At 74.0% G+C, this 20,191-nt stretch carries 17 protein-coding genes; 8 read left to right on the top strand and 9 right to left on the bottom strand.

What is annotated here, in order from left to right; translation table 11 throughout:
* Window positions 1–51 precede the first annotated feature (51 nt).
* A complete protein-coding gene (locus VMV22_12965) occupies window positions 52–954 on the bottom strand; it encodes an SDR family NAD(P)-dependent oxidoreductase (protein HUY23240.1) in 903 nt (300 codons plus the stop codon).
* A gap of 185 nt (window positions 955–1,139) precedes the next feature.
* Here VMV22_12965 and VMV22_12970 point away from each other — a divergent pair, with 185 nt between their 5' ends.
* Entirely contained in the window at window positions 1,140–1,625 is a 486-nt protein-coding gene (locus VMV22_12970; protein HUY23241.1) for a carboxymuconolactone decarboxylase family protein, read from the top strand.
* 63 nt (window positions 1,626–1,688) lie between these two features.
* On the opposite strand, the gene VMV22_12975 is transcribed toward VMV22_12970, so the two are convergent.
* The 7 genes from VMV22_12975 to VMV22_13005 all read right to left on the bottom strand — a co-directional run bounded on the left by VMV22_12975 (window position 1,689) and on the right by VMV22_13005 (window position 8,680).
* Window positions 1,689–2,669, bottom strand: a complete 981-nt coding sequence (locus tag VMV22_12975) for an aldo/keto reductase (GenBank protein HUY23242.1) — start codon at window positions 2,667–2,669, stop codon at window positions 1,689–1,691.
* An 80-nt stretch (window positions 2,670–2,749) separates the two neighbouring features.
* The gene (locus tag VMV22_12980) at window positions 2,750–3,901 is read right to left on the bottom strand and encodes a hypothetical protein (GenBank protein HUY23243.1); all 1,152 of its coding nucleotides are present in this window, start codon (window positions 3,899–3,901) and stop codon (window positions 2,750–2,752) included.
* A 5-nt stretch (window positions 3,902–3,906) separates the two neighbouring features.
* Window positions 3,907–4,425, bottom strand: coding sequence for a VOC family protein (locus VMV22_12985; protein ID HUY23244.1), 519 nt, complete (start codon window positions 4,423–4,425; stop codon window positions 3,907–3,909).
* Window positions 4,426–4,432: 7 nt separating this feature from the next.
* Entirely contained in the window at window positions 4,433–5,179 is a 747-nt protein-coding gene (locus VMV22_12990) for an SDR family oxidoreductase (protein ID HUY23245.1), read from the bottom strand.
* A gap of 66 nt (window positions 5,180–5,245) precedes the next feature.
* The gene (locus VMV22_12995) at window positions 5,246–6,055 is read right to left on the bottom strand and encodes a CPBP family intramembrane glutamic endopeptidase (GenBank protein ID HUY23246.1); all 810 of its coding nucleotides are present in this window, start codon (window positions 6,053–6,055) and stop codon (window positions 5,246–5,248) included.
* A gap of 204 nt (window positions 6,056–6,259) precedes the next feature.
* On the bottom strand, window positions 6,260–7,906 hold the full coding sequence (locus tag VMV22_13000; GenBank protein ID HUY23247.1) for an MDR family MFS transporter: 1,647 nt from the start codon (window positions 7,904–7,906) through the stop codon (window positions 6,260–6,262).
* A gap of 114 nt (window positions 7,907–8,020) precedes the next feature.
* Window positions 8,021–8,680 carry an iron-containing redox enzyme family protein gene (locus VMV22_13005; GenBank protein HUY23248.1) on the bottom strand — a complete coding sequence of 220 codons (660 nt, stop codon included), beginning with the start codon at window positions 8,678–8,680 and terminating at the stop codon, window positions 8,021–8,023.
* Window positions 8,681–9,540: 860 nt separating this feature from the next.
* Between VMV22_13005 and VMV22_13010 the strand changes: the two genes are divergently transcribed.
* The 4 genes from VMV22_13010 (at window position 9,541) to VMV22_13025 (ending at window position 13,390) form a co-directional block, all read left to right on the top strand.
* The gene (locus VMV22_13010) at window positions 9,541–10,653 is read left to right on the top strand and encodes a trypsin-like peptidase domain-containing protein (protein HUY23249.1); all 1,113 of its coding nucleotides are present in this window, start codon (window positions 9,541–9,543) and stop codon (window positions 10,651–10,653) included.
* A gap of 74 nt (window positions 10,654–10,727) precedes the next feature.
* Window positions 10,728–11,288, top strand: coding sequence for an alpha/beta family hydrolase (locus VMV22_13015; protein HUY23250.1), 561 nt, complete (start codon window positions 10,728–10,730; stop codon window positions 11,286–11,288).
* Between the two features lie 120 nt (window positions 11,289–11,408).
* Window positions 11,409–12,482 carry a LysM peptidoglycan-binding domain-containing protein gene (locus VMV22_13020; GenBank protein HUY23251.1) on the top strand — a complete coding sequence of 358 codons (1,074 nt, stop codon included), beginning with the start codon at window positions 11,409–11,411 and terminating at the stop codon, window positions 12,480–12,482.
* A 125-nt stretch (window positions 12,483–12,607) separates the two neighbouring features.
* The gene (locus tag VMV22_13025; GenBank protein HUY23252.1) at window positions 12,608–13,390 is read left to right on the top strand and encodes a HemK family protein methyltransferase; all 783 of its coding nucleotides are present in this window, start codon (window positions 12,608–12,610) and stop codon (window positions 13,388–13,390) included.
* Between the two features lie 82 nt (window positions 13,391–13,472).
* Here VMV22_13025 and VMV22_13030 read toward each other — a convergent pair whose 3' ends face one another.
* Window positions 13,473–13,853, bottom strand: a complete 381-nt coding sequence (locus VMV22_13030; GenBank protein HUY23253.1) for a hypothetical protein — start codon at window positions 13,851–13,853, stop codon at window positions 13,473–13,475.
* A gap of 491 nt (window positions 13,854–14,344) precedes the next feature.
* Here VMV22_13030 and VMV22_13035 point away from each other — a divergent pair, with 491 nt between their 5' ends.
* The 3 genes from VMV22_13035 (at window position 14,345) to VMV22_13045 (ending at window position 20,093) form a co-directional block, all read left to right on the top strand.
* Window positions 14,345–15,436, top strand: coding sequence for an S-(hydroxymethyl)mycothiol dehydrogenase (locus VMV22_13035; protein HUY23254.1), 1,092 nt, complete (start codon window positions 14,345–14,347; stop codon window positions 15,434–15,436).
* A 66-nt stretch (window positions 15,437–15,502) separates the two neighbouring features.
* Window positions 15,503–16,444: an LLM class F420-dependent oxidoreductase gene (locus VMV22_13040; protein ID HUY23255.1), complete on the top strand. Its 942-nt coding sequence runs from the start codon at window positions 15,503–15,505 to the stop codon at window positions 16,442–16,444.
* A gap of 334 nt (window positions 16,445–16,778) precedes the next feature.
* The gene (locus VMV22_13045) at window positions 16,779–20,093 is read left to right on the top strand and encodes an AAA family ATPase (GenBank protein ID HUY23256.1); all 3,315 of its coding nucleotides are present in this window, start codon (window positions 16,779–16,781) and stop codon (window positions 20,091–20,093) included.
* The last annotated feature ends 98 nt before the right edge of the window (window positions 20,094–20,191 follow it).

Consider the following 20,191-nt stretch of genomic DNA (forward strand, 5'->3'; position numbering starts at 1 on the left):
TCCGCCCCACCGCGGGTGGGCACGGGCCTGCTGGCGCCGGGGCGCGGTGGCCTACGACACCGGCGGGGTGAGCAGGGCGGCGATCTCCCCGGCGATCTGGCCCGCCGGCGGGAGCCCGGGCACGTCCTGCATCGGCTCGGGGTCGGCGCCCTCGGCGATGCTGTGCCAACGCCGGACGGCGAGGTCCACGAACTCGGGGTGCGGCAGGACCCAGAACCGGGCGGCCTCGACGGCGTCGGCCACGGCGTCAGCCACGGCGGCGACGGGGGCCCCTTCGTCGAGGGCCCGCCGGACATGGGTGGCGATCACGCCGCTGCCGAACCCGTGCGGCGGGACGGCCCCCATGTGCCCCGGCCAATTGCGCTCGGCGTCGATGATCCCGGTGCGCACCCATCCCGGGCACAGGACGCTCACCCCGACGGGCAGCCCCGTCATGCGCAGCGTGGTGTAGAGGTCCTCGGTCAGCGCCACCACGGCGTGCTTGGTGGCGTCGTACGCCGCACCGAACCCCGGCGCGAGCCCGGCCATGCTGGCGGTGTTGACGATGTGCCCCTCACCCTGGGCGACGAGGAGCGGCAGGAACGCCCGGACGCCGTGGACGACGCCCCACAGGTTGACGCCCACCACCCACTCCCATGCGGCCAGCGGGCCGGACCACGGGTCGGCCAGGCTCACCACCCCGGCGTTGTTGCACACGACGTGGACGGACCCGAACCGCTCCACGGCGGCGGCCGCCAACGATTCCACCGCCCGGGGATCGCTCACGTCGGTGACCACCGCCAGCGTCGACACGCCGGCCGCGCCCACCCGTTCGGATGCCGCCTGCAGGCCCGGCTCGTCGACGTCGGCGAGCACCACGTCGAGCCCCGACCGGGCGAACCGCTCCGCCAGCCCGAGGCCGATCCCGCTCGCCGCCCCCGTGACGACGGCCACCTTGCCTGCGTCCAACCGCATCATCGCCTCCTTGTCAGGCCCGGGCGACCCGCCCGGCTCCTCTCCGATCGCGCCGTCCCGATCCTCGCACCATCCCGCAGCGCGCGGGCCTCAGCGCATGGGCCGCGGCGCAGGGGCCCCATCGGAGGGGCGGCGGCGGTCCCCGGGACCCGGCCGGGCACGAGCGGGCGCGGTAGCGTTCGGGCATGGCACGGATCTCGTTCCCCGAACGCGGCTACGGCGAGCACGTCGACTGGGCGCTGCTGCGCCCGGAGATGGCGGTGGGCATGGGCGCGCTCTCCGATGCCGTCTACACCAACACCACGCTCGCGCTGCGCGAGCGCGAGGCCGCCCGGTGGACGATCGCCCTCATCAACGACTGCGTGGTGTGCCAGGACACCCGCGCCCGCCACGGTGCGGCCGCCGGCGTCGACGAGGGCTTCTACGGCGAGGTCGCCGACTGGCGGGCGAGCTCGGCGCTGAGCGAGCGCGAGCGCCTCGCCGCCGAATTCGCCCAGCGCTTCGCCATCGACCACCTGGGCATGGGCGACGACCTGTGGGGACGGCTGCACGCGGCGTTCTCCGACGAGGAGCTCGCCGACCTCACCATGTGCTGCGGGATGTTCCTCGGGCTCGGGCGGGTGCTCGCCGTCGTGGGCGTGCGCGCCCCCGACGAGCGCATCCTGGTCTGAGCGCGACGCGCCGGGGCGCCGCGCCCCGGGCGGGCGCCGCGGCCGGCCGGGGGCACGGCGGCGTCAGGAGTGCCCGAGGACCGGATGGGCGAGGTAGGGCTCCTCGAGGCGGGCGATCTCCTCGGCGGCGAGGGACAGCTTCTCGGCCGCCAGCGCGTCGGTGAGGTGGGCCAGCTTGGTGGCGCCCACGATCGGGGCGGTGACGCCGGGCTTGTGCAGCAGCCACGCCAGCGCCACCTGCGCCGGCGGGACGTCGCGCTCGGCGGCCACGGCGGCGACGCGGTCCACCACGTCGAAGTCCGACGGCTGGCTGTAGAGGTAGTCCGTGAAGGGATCGGTCCCCGAGCGGGTGGTGCGCCGCTCGCCGTCGCGGGTGCGGTTGCCGGTGAGCACGCCCCGGGCGAGGGGGCTCCACGGGATGACCCCGACCCCCTGGTCGACGCACTGGGGGATCATCTCGCGCTCCTCCTCCCGATAGAGGAGGTTGTAGTGCGGCTGCATCGACACGAACCGGGTCCAACCGTTGCGGTCGGCCACATGCTGCGCCTTGGCGAACTGCCAGGCGAACATGCTGCTGGCGCCGATGTACCGCGCCTTGCCCGACCGGACGACGTCGTGCAGGGCGGCCATGGTCTCCTCGATGGGCGTGCGGTAGTCCCAGCGGTGGACCTGGTAGAGGTCGACGTAGTCCATGCCGAGCCGACCGAGCGAGGCGTCGATGGCCGACAGCACGTGCTTGCGCGACAGACCGCCGCCGTTCTCCCCCGGGGTCACCGGCATGAACACCTTGGTGGCGATGACGACCTCGTCGCGGGTGAGCATCTTGCCCACGAGCCGGCCGGTGGCGACTTCGCTGGCCCCGTTCGAGTACGTGTCGGCGGTATCGAAGAAGGTGACGCCCCCCTCCACCGCCGCCCGCACGATGGGCTCGGCGGCGTCCTCGTCGAGCACCCAGGCGCGGTCGCTGTCGTTGCCGAAGCTCATCATCCCGAGACAGACGCGCGACACGCGCAGGCCCGTGCTCCCCAGGTTTACGTACTCCATCGGCACCTCACCGCTCGGTCGTGGGCGCCGTCGCGCCCGGTCGGCCCCACCTTATGCGTGTGCTGTGGGGGCCCCGCCCGTCAGGTGGCGGGCCACAACCTCGCCGTGGCCAGGTCCGCTCCCGCCCGCAGCGCCCTGAGCTTCTCCCACACCACCGACGGGGCGATGTCGCCGATGCCCGCCGACGTGTCGAAGCCGCAGTCGGTGCCGGCGACCACGCGCCGGGGGTCCCCCACGGCGTCCACCACCCGCTCCAGGCGCTCGGCCACCACCTGGGGATGCTCGACGTAGTTGGTGGTGGTGTCGATCACCCCGGCCACGAGGGCCATGCCCGCCGGGAGCGGGTGCCGTTCGAAGCAGCGGTACTCGTGGGCGTGGCGCGGGTTGGCCATCGACACCACGAGGGCGCCCACCCGGGCCCGGTAGAGCAGGGGCAGGATCTCGTCGAGGGGGACGTCGAGCGTGTGCGGTCCCTCGTAGTTCCCCCAGCACACATGGAGCCGTACCCGGTCGGCGGCGATCCCCTCGAGGGCGCCGTTGACGGCCCCCACCACCAGCTCGACCCAGGCCAGGAAGTCGTCCAGGGGGCGCGGCGCGAACAGGGTGTGCCGCTCCAGCGCGAGGTCGGGGGCGTCGATCTGCAGGAGCAGCCCCCGATCCACGATGGCGCGGTACTCGACCCGCATCGCCGCGGCCACGGCGTCGACGTACTCCTCCATCGACGGGTAGTGGCGGTTCTCCATCGCCGCGGCCACGATGCCCGGCGACGCCGCCGTCATGAACGTCTGCTCGAACGGGGCGCCGGCCACCAGCGCACACTCGGCGTCGACCTCGGTGGTGTCGCGGTAGGCCACGGCGCCTACCGCCGCCGGTGCGGCCATCAGGTTCACCTGGCGGCGACGGTTGCGCGGCACCACCAGGTCCAGGAAGTCGGGATGGTCCAGGAGGTCCTGCATGAGCGGGCGCTCGCTCGCCCCGCCGAACCCCGTCATGCGGTGCCGGACATAGGTGAAGAAGCTCTCGCGGCTCTGCTCCCCGTCGTTGCCGATGTCGATGCCGGCGTCGACCTGGGCGGCCACGACGGCTGCGGTGGCCGCCTCCACCGCCCGGCGCAATTCGTCGGGGTCGACCACCTCGCCCCGACTGCGGCGCCCGTGCAGCTCGGCGAGGGCCCGGGGCCGCGGCAGGCTCCCGGCGTGCGTGGTGCGGATGCGGTCCCCGCCCCCAGCCACGGTGCCTACCCGTGTGCCGGTCCCGGCCGGTCGCCCCCGGCCGGGACCGCCACGTCGATCAGCTCGATCAGCACGCCGTCGGGATCGTCGAGGGTCACCATGGACACCGGCCCCGCCGGACCGGGCTGCTCGATCCGGCGGAACGGGCCGTACCCCAGGCCGGCCAGGCGCCCGAGCGCCTCCTCCACGTCGACGAAGAACGACAGCAGGAAGAAGCCGGCGGGCGGCTGCCCCGGCGGCGGCCCCGGCGACGGGCCGGCGGCGCCCGCGGCGTGCCGGGCGCCCGGGCCGGCCGGGGGCCCGGCACCGAAGACGACGAGCTCGACCACCCCGGCGTCGGGGTGGCTGCGGTCGCCGAGGAAGACGGACCGCAGCCGCGTCGTCGGGACGTCGAACAGTGCCGGCCAGTCGCCGTCGAACCCCCGGTCCATGAGCACGTCGAGGCCGAGCCCGTCGCGGTAGAAGGCCACGCTGGCGTCGAGGTCGCGGACGTGGACGGCGCTGTGGTGGACGCGGGCCCCCATCGGCGCGCTACGACCCCAGGCTCTCGGCCGGGTCGATCGGGCTCCACAGTGACACGCCGCCGTCGGCGGCCAACACCTGCCCGGTCACCCAGTCGAGTCGCAGCAACGCCGTGATGGCGTGGGCGACGCCCTGCGGTGTCCCGATCTCCCCGAGGGCGGCACGCTCGGCGACGCGCGCCCGGAACCCGGGCAGTCGCGTGGTCGACGCGAACATCGGGGTGTCTGTCGTCCCCGGGGCCACGGCGTTCACCCGTATGCCGAAGGGCCCGAGCTCTCGGGCGGCCACGCGCACCAATGCCGCCACGCCGGCCTTGGACACGCTGTAGTGGCCCATCATCCGGTCGGCGAGGAACCCCGAGATCGAGCCCACGGCCACGACCGCGCCGCCCCGACCGCCCGCCACCATCGCCCTGCCCACTTCGCGCAGGCACAGGAAGGTGCCCCGCAGGTTGACCCCGATCACCCGGTCCCACTCGGCGCTCGACAGGTCGACCAGCGCGCCGAAACCGCCGACGCCGGCATTGAGCACGGCCACGTCGATGCCCCCGAGGGCGTCGTGGGCCCGGCGCACGCCGGAGACGACCTCCTCCTCCACCGAGATGTCGCACCGCAGCGCCAGGTCCACGGCGACAGGGACGTCCTGGACGTCGATGACGGCCACGCGGGCCCCCGCGGCGCGCAGGAGCTCGGTGGTGGCGAGACCGATGCCGCTCGCTCCCCCCGTGACCAGCGCCGCCGCTCCTTCGAGCTCCACCGCCCCTCCCCGCTCAGCCTCGCCCGGCCAGGAAGCCTTCCACGTCGGGACGGCCGGGGCGCGCCGTCACGAGGTCAGGACCGAGATGGTGATCAGGACGGCGTCGTAGACGAAGTGGGCGGCGATGGGACGGTTGAGGCGGCGGTGCTTCTGGAACGACCGGGTGACGTAGTAGCCGAAGGGCACCGTGAGCAGGAAGCCGAGCCCGTAGTAGACGTGGTAGCTCGTGCGCAGGGTCAGGCTCAGCGCGAGCGCCCGCTGTGGTGACCAGCCAAACTGCTCCAGCCTGGTGAGGAGGTACCCGTTGACGATCACCTCCTCGGTGATCGACGTCGTGGCCGCGATGACCAGGCCGTAGACGACGTAGTACGCGGGGACGTGCGTCACGACCGTCGGGTTCACCACCTTGGTGTTGCCCGCCAACAACGCCGCGAACGGGATGAGCAGCGCGATGGCGGTCCCGTACGCGGCGGCCGCCAGCCCCAGGCCCGGCCACACGTCCGCCATGAACCGGGGCCGGCCGAGCCCGATGGAGGACGGGGGTTGCCCGGTGCGCGCCAGCAGGAGGAGCGCCACGGGGACGACCACGGCGATGGCGAGGTAGTTGACGATCCCCAGGATCATGTTGGTGAGGGGATGCCCCGGCAGCACCGTCGGGAACCGGTCGACGTCGCTGACGCCCTGCAGGTGGCGGACGAGGACCGTCACCGCCGAGACCACGCCGGGGAACACGAAGGCGAGGACCACGAACCAGGTCTCCCGCACGAGGTTGCGCCGCGTGGGCGCCTCGAAGCGCACGGGCGGGAGCGGCGGGGGGCCCGGCGCCCGGGGCGGGGGCCCGTACAGCGGCGGTGCCACGCCTCCGGCGGCCGGCACCCAGAACTGCCACCCGGGGGGCGGGGGCGGCCACGCCGGGGGCGGCTGCCACCCTGCCGGCGGCGTCCACCCGGGGGGCGGTGGCGGCCAGGCCGGCGGGGCACGCCACACCCACACCGCGCCCGGCGGGGGGGTCGGGTGCCCGGAGCCCGGCGGAGGCGGGGGCGGGGGCTGGTCCGCGGGGGTCACGCAGGGCCGCCCGGACTACGTGGGCCGGGCGGCGGGAGCGCCCCACGATCCCTCCAGCGCCACAGCGTCGGGGGAACCGCTGTCGGCGATGGCGGGAGCGGCCCGGGCGCTGTCGGCGGCGCCACGGGCGCTCACGCTGTCGCGCAGCGGGATCTCCTTGAGGAACAGGGCGAAGACGAGGGCGATCCCCGCCAGCGGGACGCCGACGACGAACACGAGGTGCAGGGAGCGCACGAAGGACTCCACCACACCGGCTCGCACCGCCGGGGGCAACGCGTGGAGGGCCTTCGGCGTGATGGTGAACGACTGCGACAGGTCGAGCGTCGTGCGGCCGTGGACCAGGCGCGGCAGCCAGAAGCCGAGCCTGCTCACGAGCACCGCGCCGAGCATGGCGGTGCCGCTCGCCGCCCCGATGTTGCGGAAGAAGCTGATCGCCGAGGTGGCGCTGCCGATGTCGCGGCGGTCGACGGCGTTCTGGACGGCGACGACGGCGATCTGCAGCGTCATCCCCATACCCACGCCGAAGACGACCAGGTAGCCGCTCGACACGAGCAGCGAGGTGTGGGCACCCAGGTGGACGAGGAGCCACATCCCGAGGGTCATGAGCGCAGTCCCCGACACGGGGAAGACCTTGTAGCGGCCGGAGCGCGTCACCAGCCGGCCCGACACGATCGAGGTCGTGAGCATCCCGGCCATGAGGGGCAGGAGCAGCACGCCCGAGCGTGTGGGTGACACGCCGTCGACGAGCTGGAGGTAGACGGGGATGTAGATGGTGACGGCGAACATGGCCGCCGTCACGAAGAACGTCATCCCCAACGCGGCCCGGACCACCGGCCGGGTGAAGGCGCGCGGCGGGAAGATCGGCTCGGGAGCCCGCCGCTCCCACCACACGACGGCCACGATCATGGCGAGCGACAGCACCACGAGGCCGATGATCGTCGGTGACCCCCACGGCAACGAGCGCCCTCCGAGCACGGTGACGAGCAACAGCGGGGTCACCGCCCCCACCAACAGGGCCGAACCCAGGTAATCGATGGAATGGTCGCCGCGGGCGGGCACCGGCAGCCGCAGGACGGCGCTCGTGATGACGAGGGCGAGGATCCCCACCGGGACGTTGATGTAGAAGATCCAGCGCCAGGTCAGGTGATCGGTCAGGAAGCCGCCGGCGAGGGGGCCGCCGAAGCTGGCGAGCGCGAACACGGCCCCGAAGTACCCCTGGTAGCGACCCCGCTCCCTGGGGCTCACGATGTCGCCGACGATGGCCATGGCGAGCGCCATCAGGCCGCCGCCGCCGAGGCCCTGCAACGCCCGGAAGGCGATCAGCTGGTCCATGTTGCGGCTGAGTCCCGACAGCGCGGAGCCGGCGAGGAAGATCACGATGGCGATCTGGAAGATCTTCTTGCGCCCGTAGAGGTCGGAGATCTTGCCGTACAGCGGCGTCGACAGCGTGGTGGTGAGCAGGTAGGCCGTCACCACCCACGACAGATGGTTGAGCCCGTGCAGCTCCCCCACGATCGTCGGCAGGGCCGTCGCCACGATCGTCTGGTCCAGCGCGGCGAGGAGCATGCCCAGCATGAGCCCGCTGAGCACGATCAGGACCTGGCGGTGGGTGAGGTCTCCGCTGGTCTGGTCGCGGGGGACGCCGCTTCGGGGCTCGGACATGACTCGCCCCGAGGCTACCGGGGTGCGACCCAGCCGATTCCCCGTGCCGGTCCGGCGGCCCCGGGGAGCGCGACCGGCGCGACGGGCCCACCGGGGTCCCGCCGCCGGGATACGTCAGCAGGCGGCCCCGGCGGGGGCCAAGGACTCGCGCTCGTCGAGGAACGACCACCACGCCGCAGCGGCGGCACCGGCGGCCGAGCGCACCGGCCCGGTGTCGTCGCCGACGGCGGCGATGGCATCGACGATCCACGCGCCGTGGGCCTCGTCGATGCCGGCGTGCACGTCCCAGAACCGGGTGCCGTCCCCGGTCACCCCGTACCGGGCGCGCAGGCCGTCGGCCTTGGACGCCGCGATCCCGGGGGCCTGGACCTCGTAGGCGGCCAACGCGGCCAGCGCGGCCAGCGGCGACTCGGCCGCCACGGACGAGTAGGTCTCGACCAGCGCGGCCGTGGCCGGCGTGGCCTCGACGCCCGACGGTGCCCCGACGGCCCGGGCGAAGCCTTCGAACAGCTCCACGTGGGGCTCGGGGACACCGCGCTCGTCATCGAGGTTGGCCTGGACGAGCGCACGCGCCACCGGGTCCTCGAGCTGGGTGACCACCCGCTGGAGCACGTCGGGGAGCGCCGCCTCGAAGTGCCGGTACTGCGCGGCATAGGCGGCCAGCTCGTGTCGTTCGAGCGTCCCCGCCTCCCACCGGCGGTAGAAGGGATGGTCGAGGAGGCGGCGGTCCCGGAGCACCTCGGCGAGCACGGCGTCGACGTCGGATCGGAGCATGCGCGCATGGTACCCGGTGACCCCGGGCCGGGCGGCGACGTTTCCCGGCGGGCACGGGACGGAGGCCACGCTGGGCCGGGCACCGCTGGCGGCGGGCATCGCGGCCCGGTAGCCGTGCGTGGCACGGCAAGATAGAGGTCTCACCGGGTCCAAAGCTGCCGCAAAGCGCGCTCACAGGTAGCGGCGCTCTACTCGGGTTGTAGACGAGGCAACGCGACGCCCGCCGCGAGCCCCCGAGACGAGGAGGGGCCTTGAGCGACACGATCGAACCAGCTGCGACATCCGACCCGACGCCGAACGGCGGGGACGCGATCGGGCGCGGGCTCCCCACCGACGGCGCCGTACCACCCCCGACGGCGCCGTCGGCCGAGCCGACCTTCGCCGATCCCACCGCCCCCCCGGCTCCGCCCACCGCCCCCCCGGCTCCGCCCGCCGCTCCCGCCGCTCCCGCCGCTCCCGCCGCTCCCGGCACCTTCTCCCCGGCCGCCACCTATCCACCGCCGCCCGCCTACCCCCCGGGGTCCGTCTACCCGCCGGGAGCCCCCTATCCCCCCGGTGCCCCCTATCCCCCCGGCGCCTCATACCCGCCGGGAGCCCCCTACCCGCCGGGAGCCCCCTACCCGCCGGGGACCGCCCGTCCTCCGGCGCCGCCCTACCCGTCCCTGCTGTCGCACCGCGCCGGACCCGCACCGACCCCTCCACCTCCTGCCGGCGCGTCCGGCGACACCTGGGTGCACCAACCCGTCGGCGGAGGTGCGAGCGGCGGCGGTCCGCAGGGGCCGTCGGGACCGGGCGACGCGTACCAGCCCTGGAACGCCGGGGGGCACTGGGGCCCACCGGGGCACTGGGGTGGCCCGGCCGTGTGGATCCCCCTGCAGGGCAGACCCCGGAACCATCCCCTGCGTGTCCTCGCCATCAGCCTGGCGGTCGTCATCGTGGCCGCCGTCGGCGTGGCGGTGGGCCGCACGTCCACCGAGAACGGAACGTTCGTCCCCGCCTTCAACGGGTCGTCGCCGCAGTCGTCGCAAGCGGGCGGCAACGCGGACACGTCGACGATCGCCGCCAAGGTCGACCCGGGCGTCGTCGACATCACCACGAAGCTCGGCTTCGAAGGCGGCGAGGCGGCGGGCACCGGCATGGTGCTCACCTCGTCGGGTGAGGTGCTCACCAACAACCACGTCGTGGCCGGCGCCACCAGCATCAGCGTCACCGACGTCGGCAACGGCCAGACCTACACCGCCACCGTGGTGGGCACCGACCGGTCCGACGACATCGCCGTGCTCCGCCTGGTGGGCGCGTCGGGCCTGAAGACCGTGTCCATCGGCAAGTCGTCGGCGGTCGCCGTCGGCGACGCCGTGACCGCCATCGGGAACGCCGGCGGTGTGGGCGGGACGCCCAGCGTCGCCGGCGGCAGCGTCACCGCGCTCGACCAGGCCATCACCGCCAGTGATCAGTCCGACGGCAGCACCGAGCAGCTGACCGGGCTCATCCAGACCAATGCCGCGCTCCAGCCGGGGGACTCGGGCGGCCCGCTCGTCGATTCCCAGGGACAGGTCGTCGGCATCGACACGGCCGCCTCGAGCGGGTTCCAGTTCCAGTCGGGCGCGAGCGAAGGGTTCGCCATCCCCATCGACCACGCCATCGCGATCGCCCGGCAGATCATCTCCGGGCAGGGGTCGGCCACCGTCCACATCGGCGCCGCGGCCCTCATCGGGGTGCGCGTCACCGATTCGACGTTCACCGCCGGTGCACAGGTCGTCGCGGTCGAGCCGGGCACCCCCGCCGATCAGGCGGGCATCGTGGCCGGCGACGTGATCGTGTCACTCGGCGGACAGACGGTCGACTCCGCCAACACGCTCACCACACTGATGGGCCGCCACCACCCCGGCGACAAGGTCCAGCTCGACTGGGTCGACCAGGCGGGCACCCAGCACAGCGCCACCGTGCAGCTCGCCACCGGGCCCGCCAGCTGAGCGCGGCACCGACGCGCGCCGGCGCGCCGAGGCGGGGGGCCGCGCCCGCACCGCCGGGACGACGCGCCCGTGGCGTGGCCGGCCTCGTGCTGACCCCGGGCGCGAGCGCCGGACGCGACCAGCCCGCCCTCGTCGCCATCGACGAGGCGCTGACCCCCCGCGGCGTGCACGTCGAGCGCGTCGACTTCCCCTACCGACGGGCGGGCCGCCGGGCGCCGGACCGACCCCCCGTGCTGATCGCCACCGTCGCCGAGGCCGCCGCGTCGCTGGCCCGGGCGCTGCGGGTCGCCCCGCGCCGCGTCGCCCTGGGCGGGCGCTCGATGGGAGGGCGCATGTGCTCGATGGCGGTCGCACAGGGCCTTCCGGCGGCGGCCCTGGTCCTCGTCAGCTATCCCCTGCACCCCCCGGGGAAGCCCGAACGCCTCCGGACCGAGCATTTCGGCCTCCTGGCGGTGCCGTGCCTCTTCGTGTCCGGGACGCGGGACACCTTCGCGGCCCCCGAGGAGCTCGAGGCGGCGACCGCCGCCATCCCCGGCCCCGTCACCCACGTCTGGATCGAGGGCGCGGACCACGGCCTCCGGAGCCGGGATGCCCGGGTGGCGGGGGTCGTACGGGACTGGGTCCTGGCGCTGTAGGGGGCCCCACCGGGACGCCCGGCACCCGTGTTGTCGCAACGGAGTCTTCATTCGGCCTTCGCCGGCGCCGAAACAACATCAGTGGTCACAACTGACACAGGCGTCCCAGGAGCCCCTGCTGTGACGACGGACCAGAGGGATCTGGACAGGCCGGCCGGCGCGCCGGTCCCCGAGCAGGGTGGAGCCGCCGTCGGGCGGGGCCGTCATGCCGCCCCCGGGCGGCTGTGCGTGACGGCGTCGCTCCGGCCCCGGCGCGGGGCCGTGCACCTCCGCCCCCGGCGCGTGGGGGCGCTGGCGGCGGGGCTCGTCGTGGCGTGCGCCCTCGTGACCGGATCGCTGGCGGGCGCCGGTGCGGGCGACCCCGCCTACGCGGCGACCACCACCGTCCAGCCCGGCGACACGCTCAGCGCCATCGCGGCGCGCTACCACACCACGGTGGCCGCGCTGGCAGCCGCCAACGGCATCCAAGACCCCAACCGCATCTTCGCGGGCGCCACGCTCCAGATCCCCGTGACAGCACCGCCGACGGCCCCCGCCTCGGGATCGGCGGCCCCGGCCGCGCCCACCTCGCCGGCGCCCGCGGCATCGGTGGTGGTGCGCCCCGGTGACACCCTGACGTCGATCGCGGCGCAATACCACACGACGGTGGCGGCACTCATGTCCACCAACCACATCGCCAATGCCAACCTCGTGTACGCCGGCGCCCGGCTGCAGCTCCCCGCTCCGGCGCTCCCGCCCGGTTGGGGGCCGGGCGGCCCCCTGCCCACCGCGCTCCTCGCCCATCCCGACCGCGTGGCGCTGCGGCCCGCCTTCCTGAGCGCGGCCGGCGCGTCGGGGGTCCCGGCCGGCCTCCTGGAGGCGATGTGCTGGTGGGAGTCCGGCTGGCAGTCGTCGGCCGTCTCCTCGACCGGCGCCATCGGGCTGTGCCAGCTCGAGCCGTCGACGGTGGACTACGCCCGCACGAAGCTGCTGCACAACCCCACACTCGACCCGCGCGTCGCCGCCGACAACATCGCCATGGCGGCGGCCTACCTCCATGACCTGATCGTGCGGGCCGGCGGCGACGACCACGTCGCCCTGGCCGGCTACTACCAGGGCCTCTTCTCCGTCCAGAAGACCGGGATGCTGCCGTCGACGAAGACCTACGTCGCCGGGATCCTCAACTACGCCGCCGTCTTCGCCGCCGCCGGCTGACGGCGCTCACCGTCGCACCTGCCGGCGATCCGACCCCGGCGCGCCCCCTACCCTGGCGGCGTGAACCGTGCCGACGATGGCACCCCGACGCCGGACCACGGCCGGCGGATCCCCTGAGCCCGGCGGTGTCGCCGTCGGAGCGCGTCGTCGTCGTCGACCGGCTCGTGGCCGCGGGGTGCGTCGCCGCCGACGAGGAAGCCGAGGAGCTCCTCGGCACCGCGCCGGACGCCGCCACCCTGGAGGCATGGCTGCGGCGGCGGGAGGACGGCGAGCCCCTGGCGTGGATCACGGGCTCACTGCGGTTCTGCGGCCGGGCACTGCATGTCGTCCCGGGTGTCTACGTGCCCCGGATCCAGAGCGAGGAGCTCGCCCGTCGCGCCGCCGCCGTGCTCCCCCCCGAGGGTCGGGCCGTGGACCTGTGCACCGGGGCCGGTGCCGTCGCCGCCCATCTCGCCGCGCAGGCCCCGGCGGCGACGGTCATCGGCACCGACATCGACATCCGGGCCGCGGCCTGTGCCCGGCGCAACGGCGTGCGAGCCGTGGTGGCCGACCTCGACCGCCCCCTCGGGGGCGGCCGCTTCGACGTCGTGACGGCGGTGGCCCCCTACGTCCCGACCGGGGAGATGCGGCTCCTGCCCCGCGACGTGCAGCGTCACGAGCCGCGCGCCGCCCTCGACGGCGGCGAGGACGGCCTCGACCTCGTTCGGCGCGTGGTCGGCGCCGCCGCCCGCCTCCTGCGGGGCGGTGGCTGGCTGCTCGTCGAGGTGGGCGGCGCACAGGACGAGGCGTTGCGCCCCACCCTCTCGACGGCCGGCTTCGGGCGCGCCGAGGCGTGGTGGGACGAGGACGGCGAGCTGCGGGGCCTGGCGGCACGGGCGCCGACCGGCCCGGGCCCACCGCGGCGGTGATGCACGCGTCACGCATCCGGGGGCGCCGACGGCGCGTTCGGCCTGACGCTCCGGCTCCGGCTCCGGCTCCGGCTCCGCGACTTCAACGCGGCGGTTCGAGTTGTTCCATGAACTCGAGACGGATGCCGCCGGGCGCGTCGACGAAGGCGATCCGCCGCTTCCCGAAGGCACCCTCGACCACCGTCGGTCCCCACACCACGGCGTGTCCCTCCAACTCGGCGTCGAGGTCGTCGGTGAACAGTGCGGGGTGGAGAAAACCTTCCTCGGGTGCGTCGACACTGTCCTCGTAGACGGCGCGGGTGAACAGCGTGATCATCACGGGGCCGAGGAAGACGTCGGCGCGCTCCGCGCCGTTCCAGACCATGCGGTCGCGCACCTGGGCGCCCGCGGCCTCGTAGAACGAGCACGCGGCGTCGAGGTCCCGCACCTTGACCGCCAGGTTCGCCAAGCCGGTGACAGCCACGCCCGCTCCGATCCGTCGACGGTGTCGCGCGAAGGATAGGGCGTCTGGCCTCCGACGAGTCGCTACGCGACAATGCCCGTCGGCATCCTCACTGCGACGCGCCCGGGGGCGTCCCCCGAGGTCAGACTGCCGGTGCTCATCGCCGTGGTCTTCTCGTTCGACGCGGGGCGCCCTCGCACCCGTGTGACGGGGCCCCTCGTTCCGCCGGCACCGGGAGGCCCCACCATCTCGGTTCGCCACGGCACGAGGCTGTGGACCCCGCTCGTCCACACGCTCGAGCTCGGCGCCATGGCGACCCCTCCTGGCGCTCTCGCTCCCGGCCGTCCCCGTCGGGTACCTTGCCCACCGGCGGTCGTCCCGGACCCAGGAGACCGGCGAGAGTGGGGCACGGCGTTCGCCGAGCAGCTGTGAGCACGACCACCCAGGCGGGTCGCCGTCACCGGACAACGCGGTGGCGTCGCCGTCACCGAGGACCGTCGAGGAGGAACCCGATGACACACGAGGTCCGCGGCGTCGTCGCCCGGTCGAAAGGCGCCCCCGTCTCTCTGGAGACCGTGCTCGTCCCCGACCCGGGGCCGGGCGAGGCGCTCGTGCGCGTCCAGGCCTGCGGCGTGTGCCACACCGACCTCCACTACCGCGAGGGCGCGATCAACGACGACTTCCCCTTCCTGCTCGGGCACGAGGCGGCCGGCATCGTGCAGTCCGTGGGCGCGGACGTCACCTCGGTGGCCCCGGGCGACTTCGTCGTCTTGAACTGGCGGGCGGTGTGCGGCGAGTGCCGGTCCTGTCGCCGGGGCCGCCCCTGGTACTGCTTCGCCACCCACAACGCCGCGCAGAAGATGACCCTCGCCGACGGCACCGAGCTGGCGCCGGCGCTCGGCATCGGCGCCTTCGCGGAGAAGACCCTCGTGGCCGCCGGGCAGTGCACGAAGGTCGACCCCCGGGCCCGGCCCGAGGCGGCCGGGCTGCTGGGATGCGGCGTCATGGCCGGCCTGGGCGCGGCGATGTTCACCGGCGAGGTGGGCCAGGGCGACTCGGTGGCCGTGTTCGGCTGCGGCGGGGTGGGCTGTGCGGCCGTCGCCGGCGCGACTCTGGCAGGCGCCTCGCGCGTCATCGCCGTCGACCTCGACCCCGAGAAGCTCGAGCTCGCCCGCCGCTTCGGGGCCACCGACACGGTGGACGCCTCGAGCCAGGACCCGGTGGAGCGGATCCGCTCCCTCACCGGCGGCAACGGTGCCGACGTGTGCATCGAGGCCGTGGGCAACCCCACGGTCATGGAGCAGGCGTTCTTCGCCCGGGACCTCGCCGGCACCCTCGTGCAGGTGGGCGTGCCCACGCCCGACATGCGCATCGACCTACCCATGATCGAGTTCTTCGGCCGCGGTGGCCGCCTGAAGCCCAGTTGGTACGGCGACTGCCTCCCCTCGCGTGACTTCCCCGTGCTCATCGACCTCTACCTGCAGGGCCGCCTGGACCTCGACGGCTTCGTGTCCGAGACGATCGCCCTCGACGGGGTGGAGGACGCCTTCCACCGCATGGAGCGCGGCGAGGTGCTCCGCTCCGTCGTCGTCATCGGCGGCTGACAGGCGGGCCCCGGTGCCGACGGCCACGGCCCGGCACGCGCCCGGCACGTGGAGCATGATCGGGCCATGCACTTCGGCCTCCAGATCCCGAACTTCACCATCGGCGTGCCCGATGCTCAGCTCTTTCAGTCCGTCGCCGGGCTGGCCGGCACGGCCGAGTCGGCGGGATTCGAGTCGCTGTGGGTGATGGACCACTTCTACCAATTGCCCGCGCTGGGCGGCGCCCCGCAGCCCATGCTGGAGTCCTACACGCTCCTCGGCGCGCTGGCGGCACGCACGAGCCGCATCAGGCTCGGCGCCCTCGTGACCGGCGTGACGTACCGCAACCCGGCGCTGCTGGCCAAGATCGTGACGACGCTCGACGTCATCAGCGCGGGGAGGGCCATGCTCGGGATCGGGGCGGCCTGGCACGACGAGGAGCACGAGGGCCTCGGGGTCGACTTCCCGCCGGTGGCCGAGCGCATGGCGCGCCTGGAGGAGGCCGTGCAGATCTGCCGGGCCATGTTCCGCGAGGAGCACCCGACGTTCGAGGGCCGCTACTACCGCATCAAGGATGCGTACAACGTCCCCCGGCCCATCCAGCCCGGCGGCCCCCCCATCCTCATCGGGGGTGGCGGGGAGAGGCGCACGCTGCGCCTGGTGGCGAGCTACGCGGACCTGTGCAACATCACCGGCGACGTGGCGACGGTCCGCCACAAGGTCGGCGTCCTGCGCGAGCACTGCGCGGCGGTGGGCCGCGACCCCTCCGAGATCACCGTCAGCCGCCTGAGCACGCTCGTCATCACCGACTCCGCCGAGGAGACCGCGGCCACGTGGGAGTTCCTGCGCAGCGCCGTGGGCGACGACGCCGCGGGCTTCAACGTGGGGACGGAGGAGGAGATCGTCGCCCAGGTCGAGGAGCTGCGCGCCGCCGGGGCCCGGTACCTGATCTTCAACATGCCGACCGGCGACGCCGACGCCGTGCGCCGTGCCGGCGAGCTCCTCACGGCGCGCTTTGCCGATGGGTGAGCCGGGCGGCTCTCCGTGGCGGCGCCCGGTGGCGTGGCCTCGGCCGCTCTCGTGCCGGGCGCCCGTCGACATCCTCGACGGCTGCAGGCACGTCGTGTGGCCGGAACGCCCCGGCACGGCGAGCGCCGTTGCGGGCTCGCTGCGCGGCTGAAGCCCCGCCCGACAGGGAGGAGTCGGGCACTGCGGGGAACCCCGGGGGGTCGTGCGCCCGGGGCCCCCACCCGCCGCCACGCCACCGCCGGGCGCGTGCGAGGAGCCGCCCGAGCCCGCCCGGCCGGGCGCGAACTCCCTGCTCTCGCTTAGTCTTTCCCCAGGCAGGACTCTGGGAGGATCGGTGGCCGCCACCGAGAACGTCACGGTGCTCTTCACTGACGTGGTCGGCTCGACCGAGCTGGCTTCGTCGATGACCGTCGACGCGGCCGACGAGCTGCGGCGGCAACACTTCTCGTCGCTGCGCCAGGCCGTGGCGTCCTCGGGGGGAACCGAGGTGAAGACCCTGGGCGACGGGCTCATGGTCGTGTTCACGAGCACGTCGGCGGCCCTGTCGTGCGCCGTGGCCATGCAACAGGCCGTCGACCGGGACAACGCCGGCGCGGCGCGGCGCCTGGGCCTGCGCGTCGGCCTCAGCGCCGGGGAGGCCACCCGCGAGGCAGGCGATTACTTCGGCGACCCGGTGATCGAAGCGTCCCGCCTGTGCGCGCACGCCGACGGCGGACAGATCCTGGTCGCCGATCTCGTCCGGGCCATGGCCGGACGGCGCAGCCCGCACTCGTTCTCCCGGCTCGGCGAGCTCCCGCTGAAGGGATTGCCGGAACCCGTCGAGACACTCCAGGTCGCCTGGGAGCGGCTCGACGACGTCGAGGCCGTGGCAGGCGCCGTTCCACCGCCGCCGCGTCTCGAGATCGAGCCGGCCACCGGGGTGATCGGACGGGTCACCGAGGCGGCGTCGCTGGCCGACGCCTTCAAGCGGGTGGCCGCGGGCGGGGGGCGCGAGATCGTCCTCGTCTCCGGCGAGGCGGGGATCGGCAAGACCACGCTCGCCGCCCAGGGGGCGCGCGCCGCCTTCGAGGCCGGCGCGGTCGTGCTGCTCGGTCGCTGCGACGAGGACCTCGGCGCCCCCTACGGGCCCTTCGTCGAGGCGATCTCCCATTACGTCACCCGCGCACCCGAAGAGGCCCTGCGCGCCCACGTGCAGTCCTTCGGTGCGGAGCTCGCCAAGATCGTGCCCGCGCTCGGACAGCGCCTGGGGGAGCTGCCGGCACCGCAGAGCGCCGACCCCGACACCGAGCGGTACCTCCTGTACAACGCCGTGGTCGGGCTCCTCGGCCAGGCGTGCGAGCACAAGACCTTGGTGCTCGTGCTCGACGACCTGCAGTGGGCGGACAAGCCCAGCCTGCAGCTGCTGCGCCACGTGGTGGCCAACACGACACCCCTTCCCCTGCTCATCGTGGGCACCTATCGCCACTCGGAGCTGTCGAGCTCGCACCCACTGACCGACGCCCTTGCCGCGCTGCGGCGGGAGTCCGGGGTGAGCCGCATCGAGCTCTCCGGCCTCGACGACATCGGCGTGCTCGCCTTCGTGGAGGCCGCCGCCGGTCACGACCTCGACGAGGACGGAGTGGGCCTGGCGCACGCGCTGTATCGCGAGACCGACGGCAACCCGTTCTTCGTCGGTGAGGTCCTCCGCCACCTGTCGGAGACCGGCGCCATCTACCAGGACGACGCCGGCCGATGGACCGCCGACGCCGACCTCGACGTGATGGCCATGCCCGACAGCGTGCGCCTGGTAATCGGCTCGAGGGTGGCCCGCCTCGGCGAAGCCGCCACCCAGGTCCTGCCCCTCGCCGCTGTCATCGGCCGGGAATTCGACCTGGACCTGCTCGCCCGGGTGACCGAGCGCACCGACGACGAGCTGCTCGATCTCCTCGACGCCGCCGCCGCGGTGGCACTGGTCGGCGAGGTCGCCAACGTCGTGGGCCGCTACAGCTTCGCCCACGCGCTCATCCAGCACACCCTGTACCAGGACCTGGGCTCGACCCGGCAGGCCCGAGCCCATCGCCAGGTGGCCGAGGCCATCGAGGCCATCGTCGGGGACCGCCCCGGTTGGCGCGTGGGCGAGCTCGCCCATCACTGGTTCCATGCGACCCACCCGGTCAACGCGGCCAAGGCCATCAGCTACGCCCGCCAGGCCGGAGAGGCCGCGCTGGCGGCGCTCGCCCCCGACGACGCCGTCCGGTACTTCTCCCAGGCGCTCCAGCTCGTCGAGCTCGCACCCGGCGACGACCCGCTCCTGGCCTGCGACCTGCGCATCGGGCTGGGCCAGGCGCAACGCCAGGCCGGGGTGGCCGCCTTCCGGGAGACCTTCCTCGACGCGGCGCGGCTGGCCCGTGCCCTCGGCACCACCGACCGCCTGGTCCGGGCCGCCCTGGAGAACAACCGCGGGTGGTTCAGTGCCAGCGGGGTGATCGACACCGACAAGGTGGCGGTGCTCGAGGCCGCCCTGACGGCGCTCGCCGACGACGACAGCCCCGAGCGGGCGCTGTTGCTCGCCACCCTGTGCACCGAGCTCAGCTTCGGGCCGCTCGAGCGACGACGCTCCCTCGCCGACGAGGCCAAGGCCATGGCCCGGCGATTGCAGGACCCGGCCACACTCCTCCGGGTGCTGTGCCTGCTCAACAACCCGTTGCAGATCCCCTCCGCCCTCGACGAACGGATGGCCGACGCCACCGAGTGCCTGGCACTGGCCGAGGCGCTGGGTGATCCCGAGACGCTGTACCACGCAGGGAGCACGTGCCAGGTCAATGCGATGCAGGCCGGAGACGTCGAATTGTCGACCCGCTGCCTCGACAACCTGCGGACGCTGAGCGACCGCCTTCGCCAACCGACGTTCATGTGGATGACGGCCTTCAAGGAGGCAGGCGCGGCCCTGATGGCCGGCCACCCCGAGCGGGCCGAAGAGCTCACGACCACCTCACTGCACATCGGCACGGACAGCGGTCAGCCCGACGCCTTCGCCATCTACGGGTCCCAATTGATGTACGTCCGCACGGAGCAGGGACGGCTGGGCGAGCTCGTGCACCTCGTCGACCAGGCGGCCACCGAGAACCCCGGCCTCCCGGCCTTCCGCGCCATCCTGGCGTCGGCCCACCTCGACGCGGGCAACGACGCCACGGCACTGCGGCTCCTCGAATCGGCCGCGGCCGACGGGTTCGCATCGCTGCCGCACGATTTCGTCTGGATGATGGGGATCACCTCGTACGCCATGGTGGCCATCGAGCTGGCTGCCACCGGGCCCGCCCGGACGCTGTACGACCTGCTCGCCCCCTTCCACGCGCAGGTCCCGTTCATCGGCACGCTCGGGTTCCTCCCGGCCGCCTGGTCCCTCGGGGGCCTGGCGTCGGTCCTCGGCCGGTACGACGACGCCGAGGCGCATTTCACCGAGGCGGCCGACCTCAGCGCCCGTGGTCACATGACCTTCTTCGCGGCCGCCACCCAGCTCGAATGGGGACGCATGCTCGTGGCCCGGGGCGACGCCGACGGGCTCGAGCGGGGGCGCGCCCTGCTGGAGGGCGCACGCGCCGCTGGTGCCGACCACGGGTACGCCATGGTCGAACGGCGGGCGGAGACCGCGCTCTCGAAGCTGCCCTGACGCACTGGGCGTCGACCGGACGGCATCCGCGCTCGGGGCCGCCGCCAGGCGCCGATCGCGCTAGGGTGCCACGGCGATGCCGGCCCGTCGTGCAGGTC

The organism is Acidimicrobiales bacterium, from assembly GCA_035531755.1.
GTDB lineage: Bacteria > Actinomycetota > Acidimicrobiia > Acidimicrobiales > UBA8190 > DATKSK01.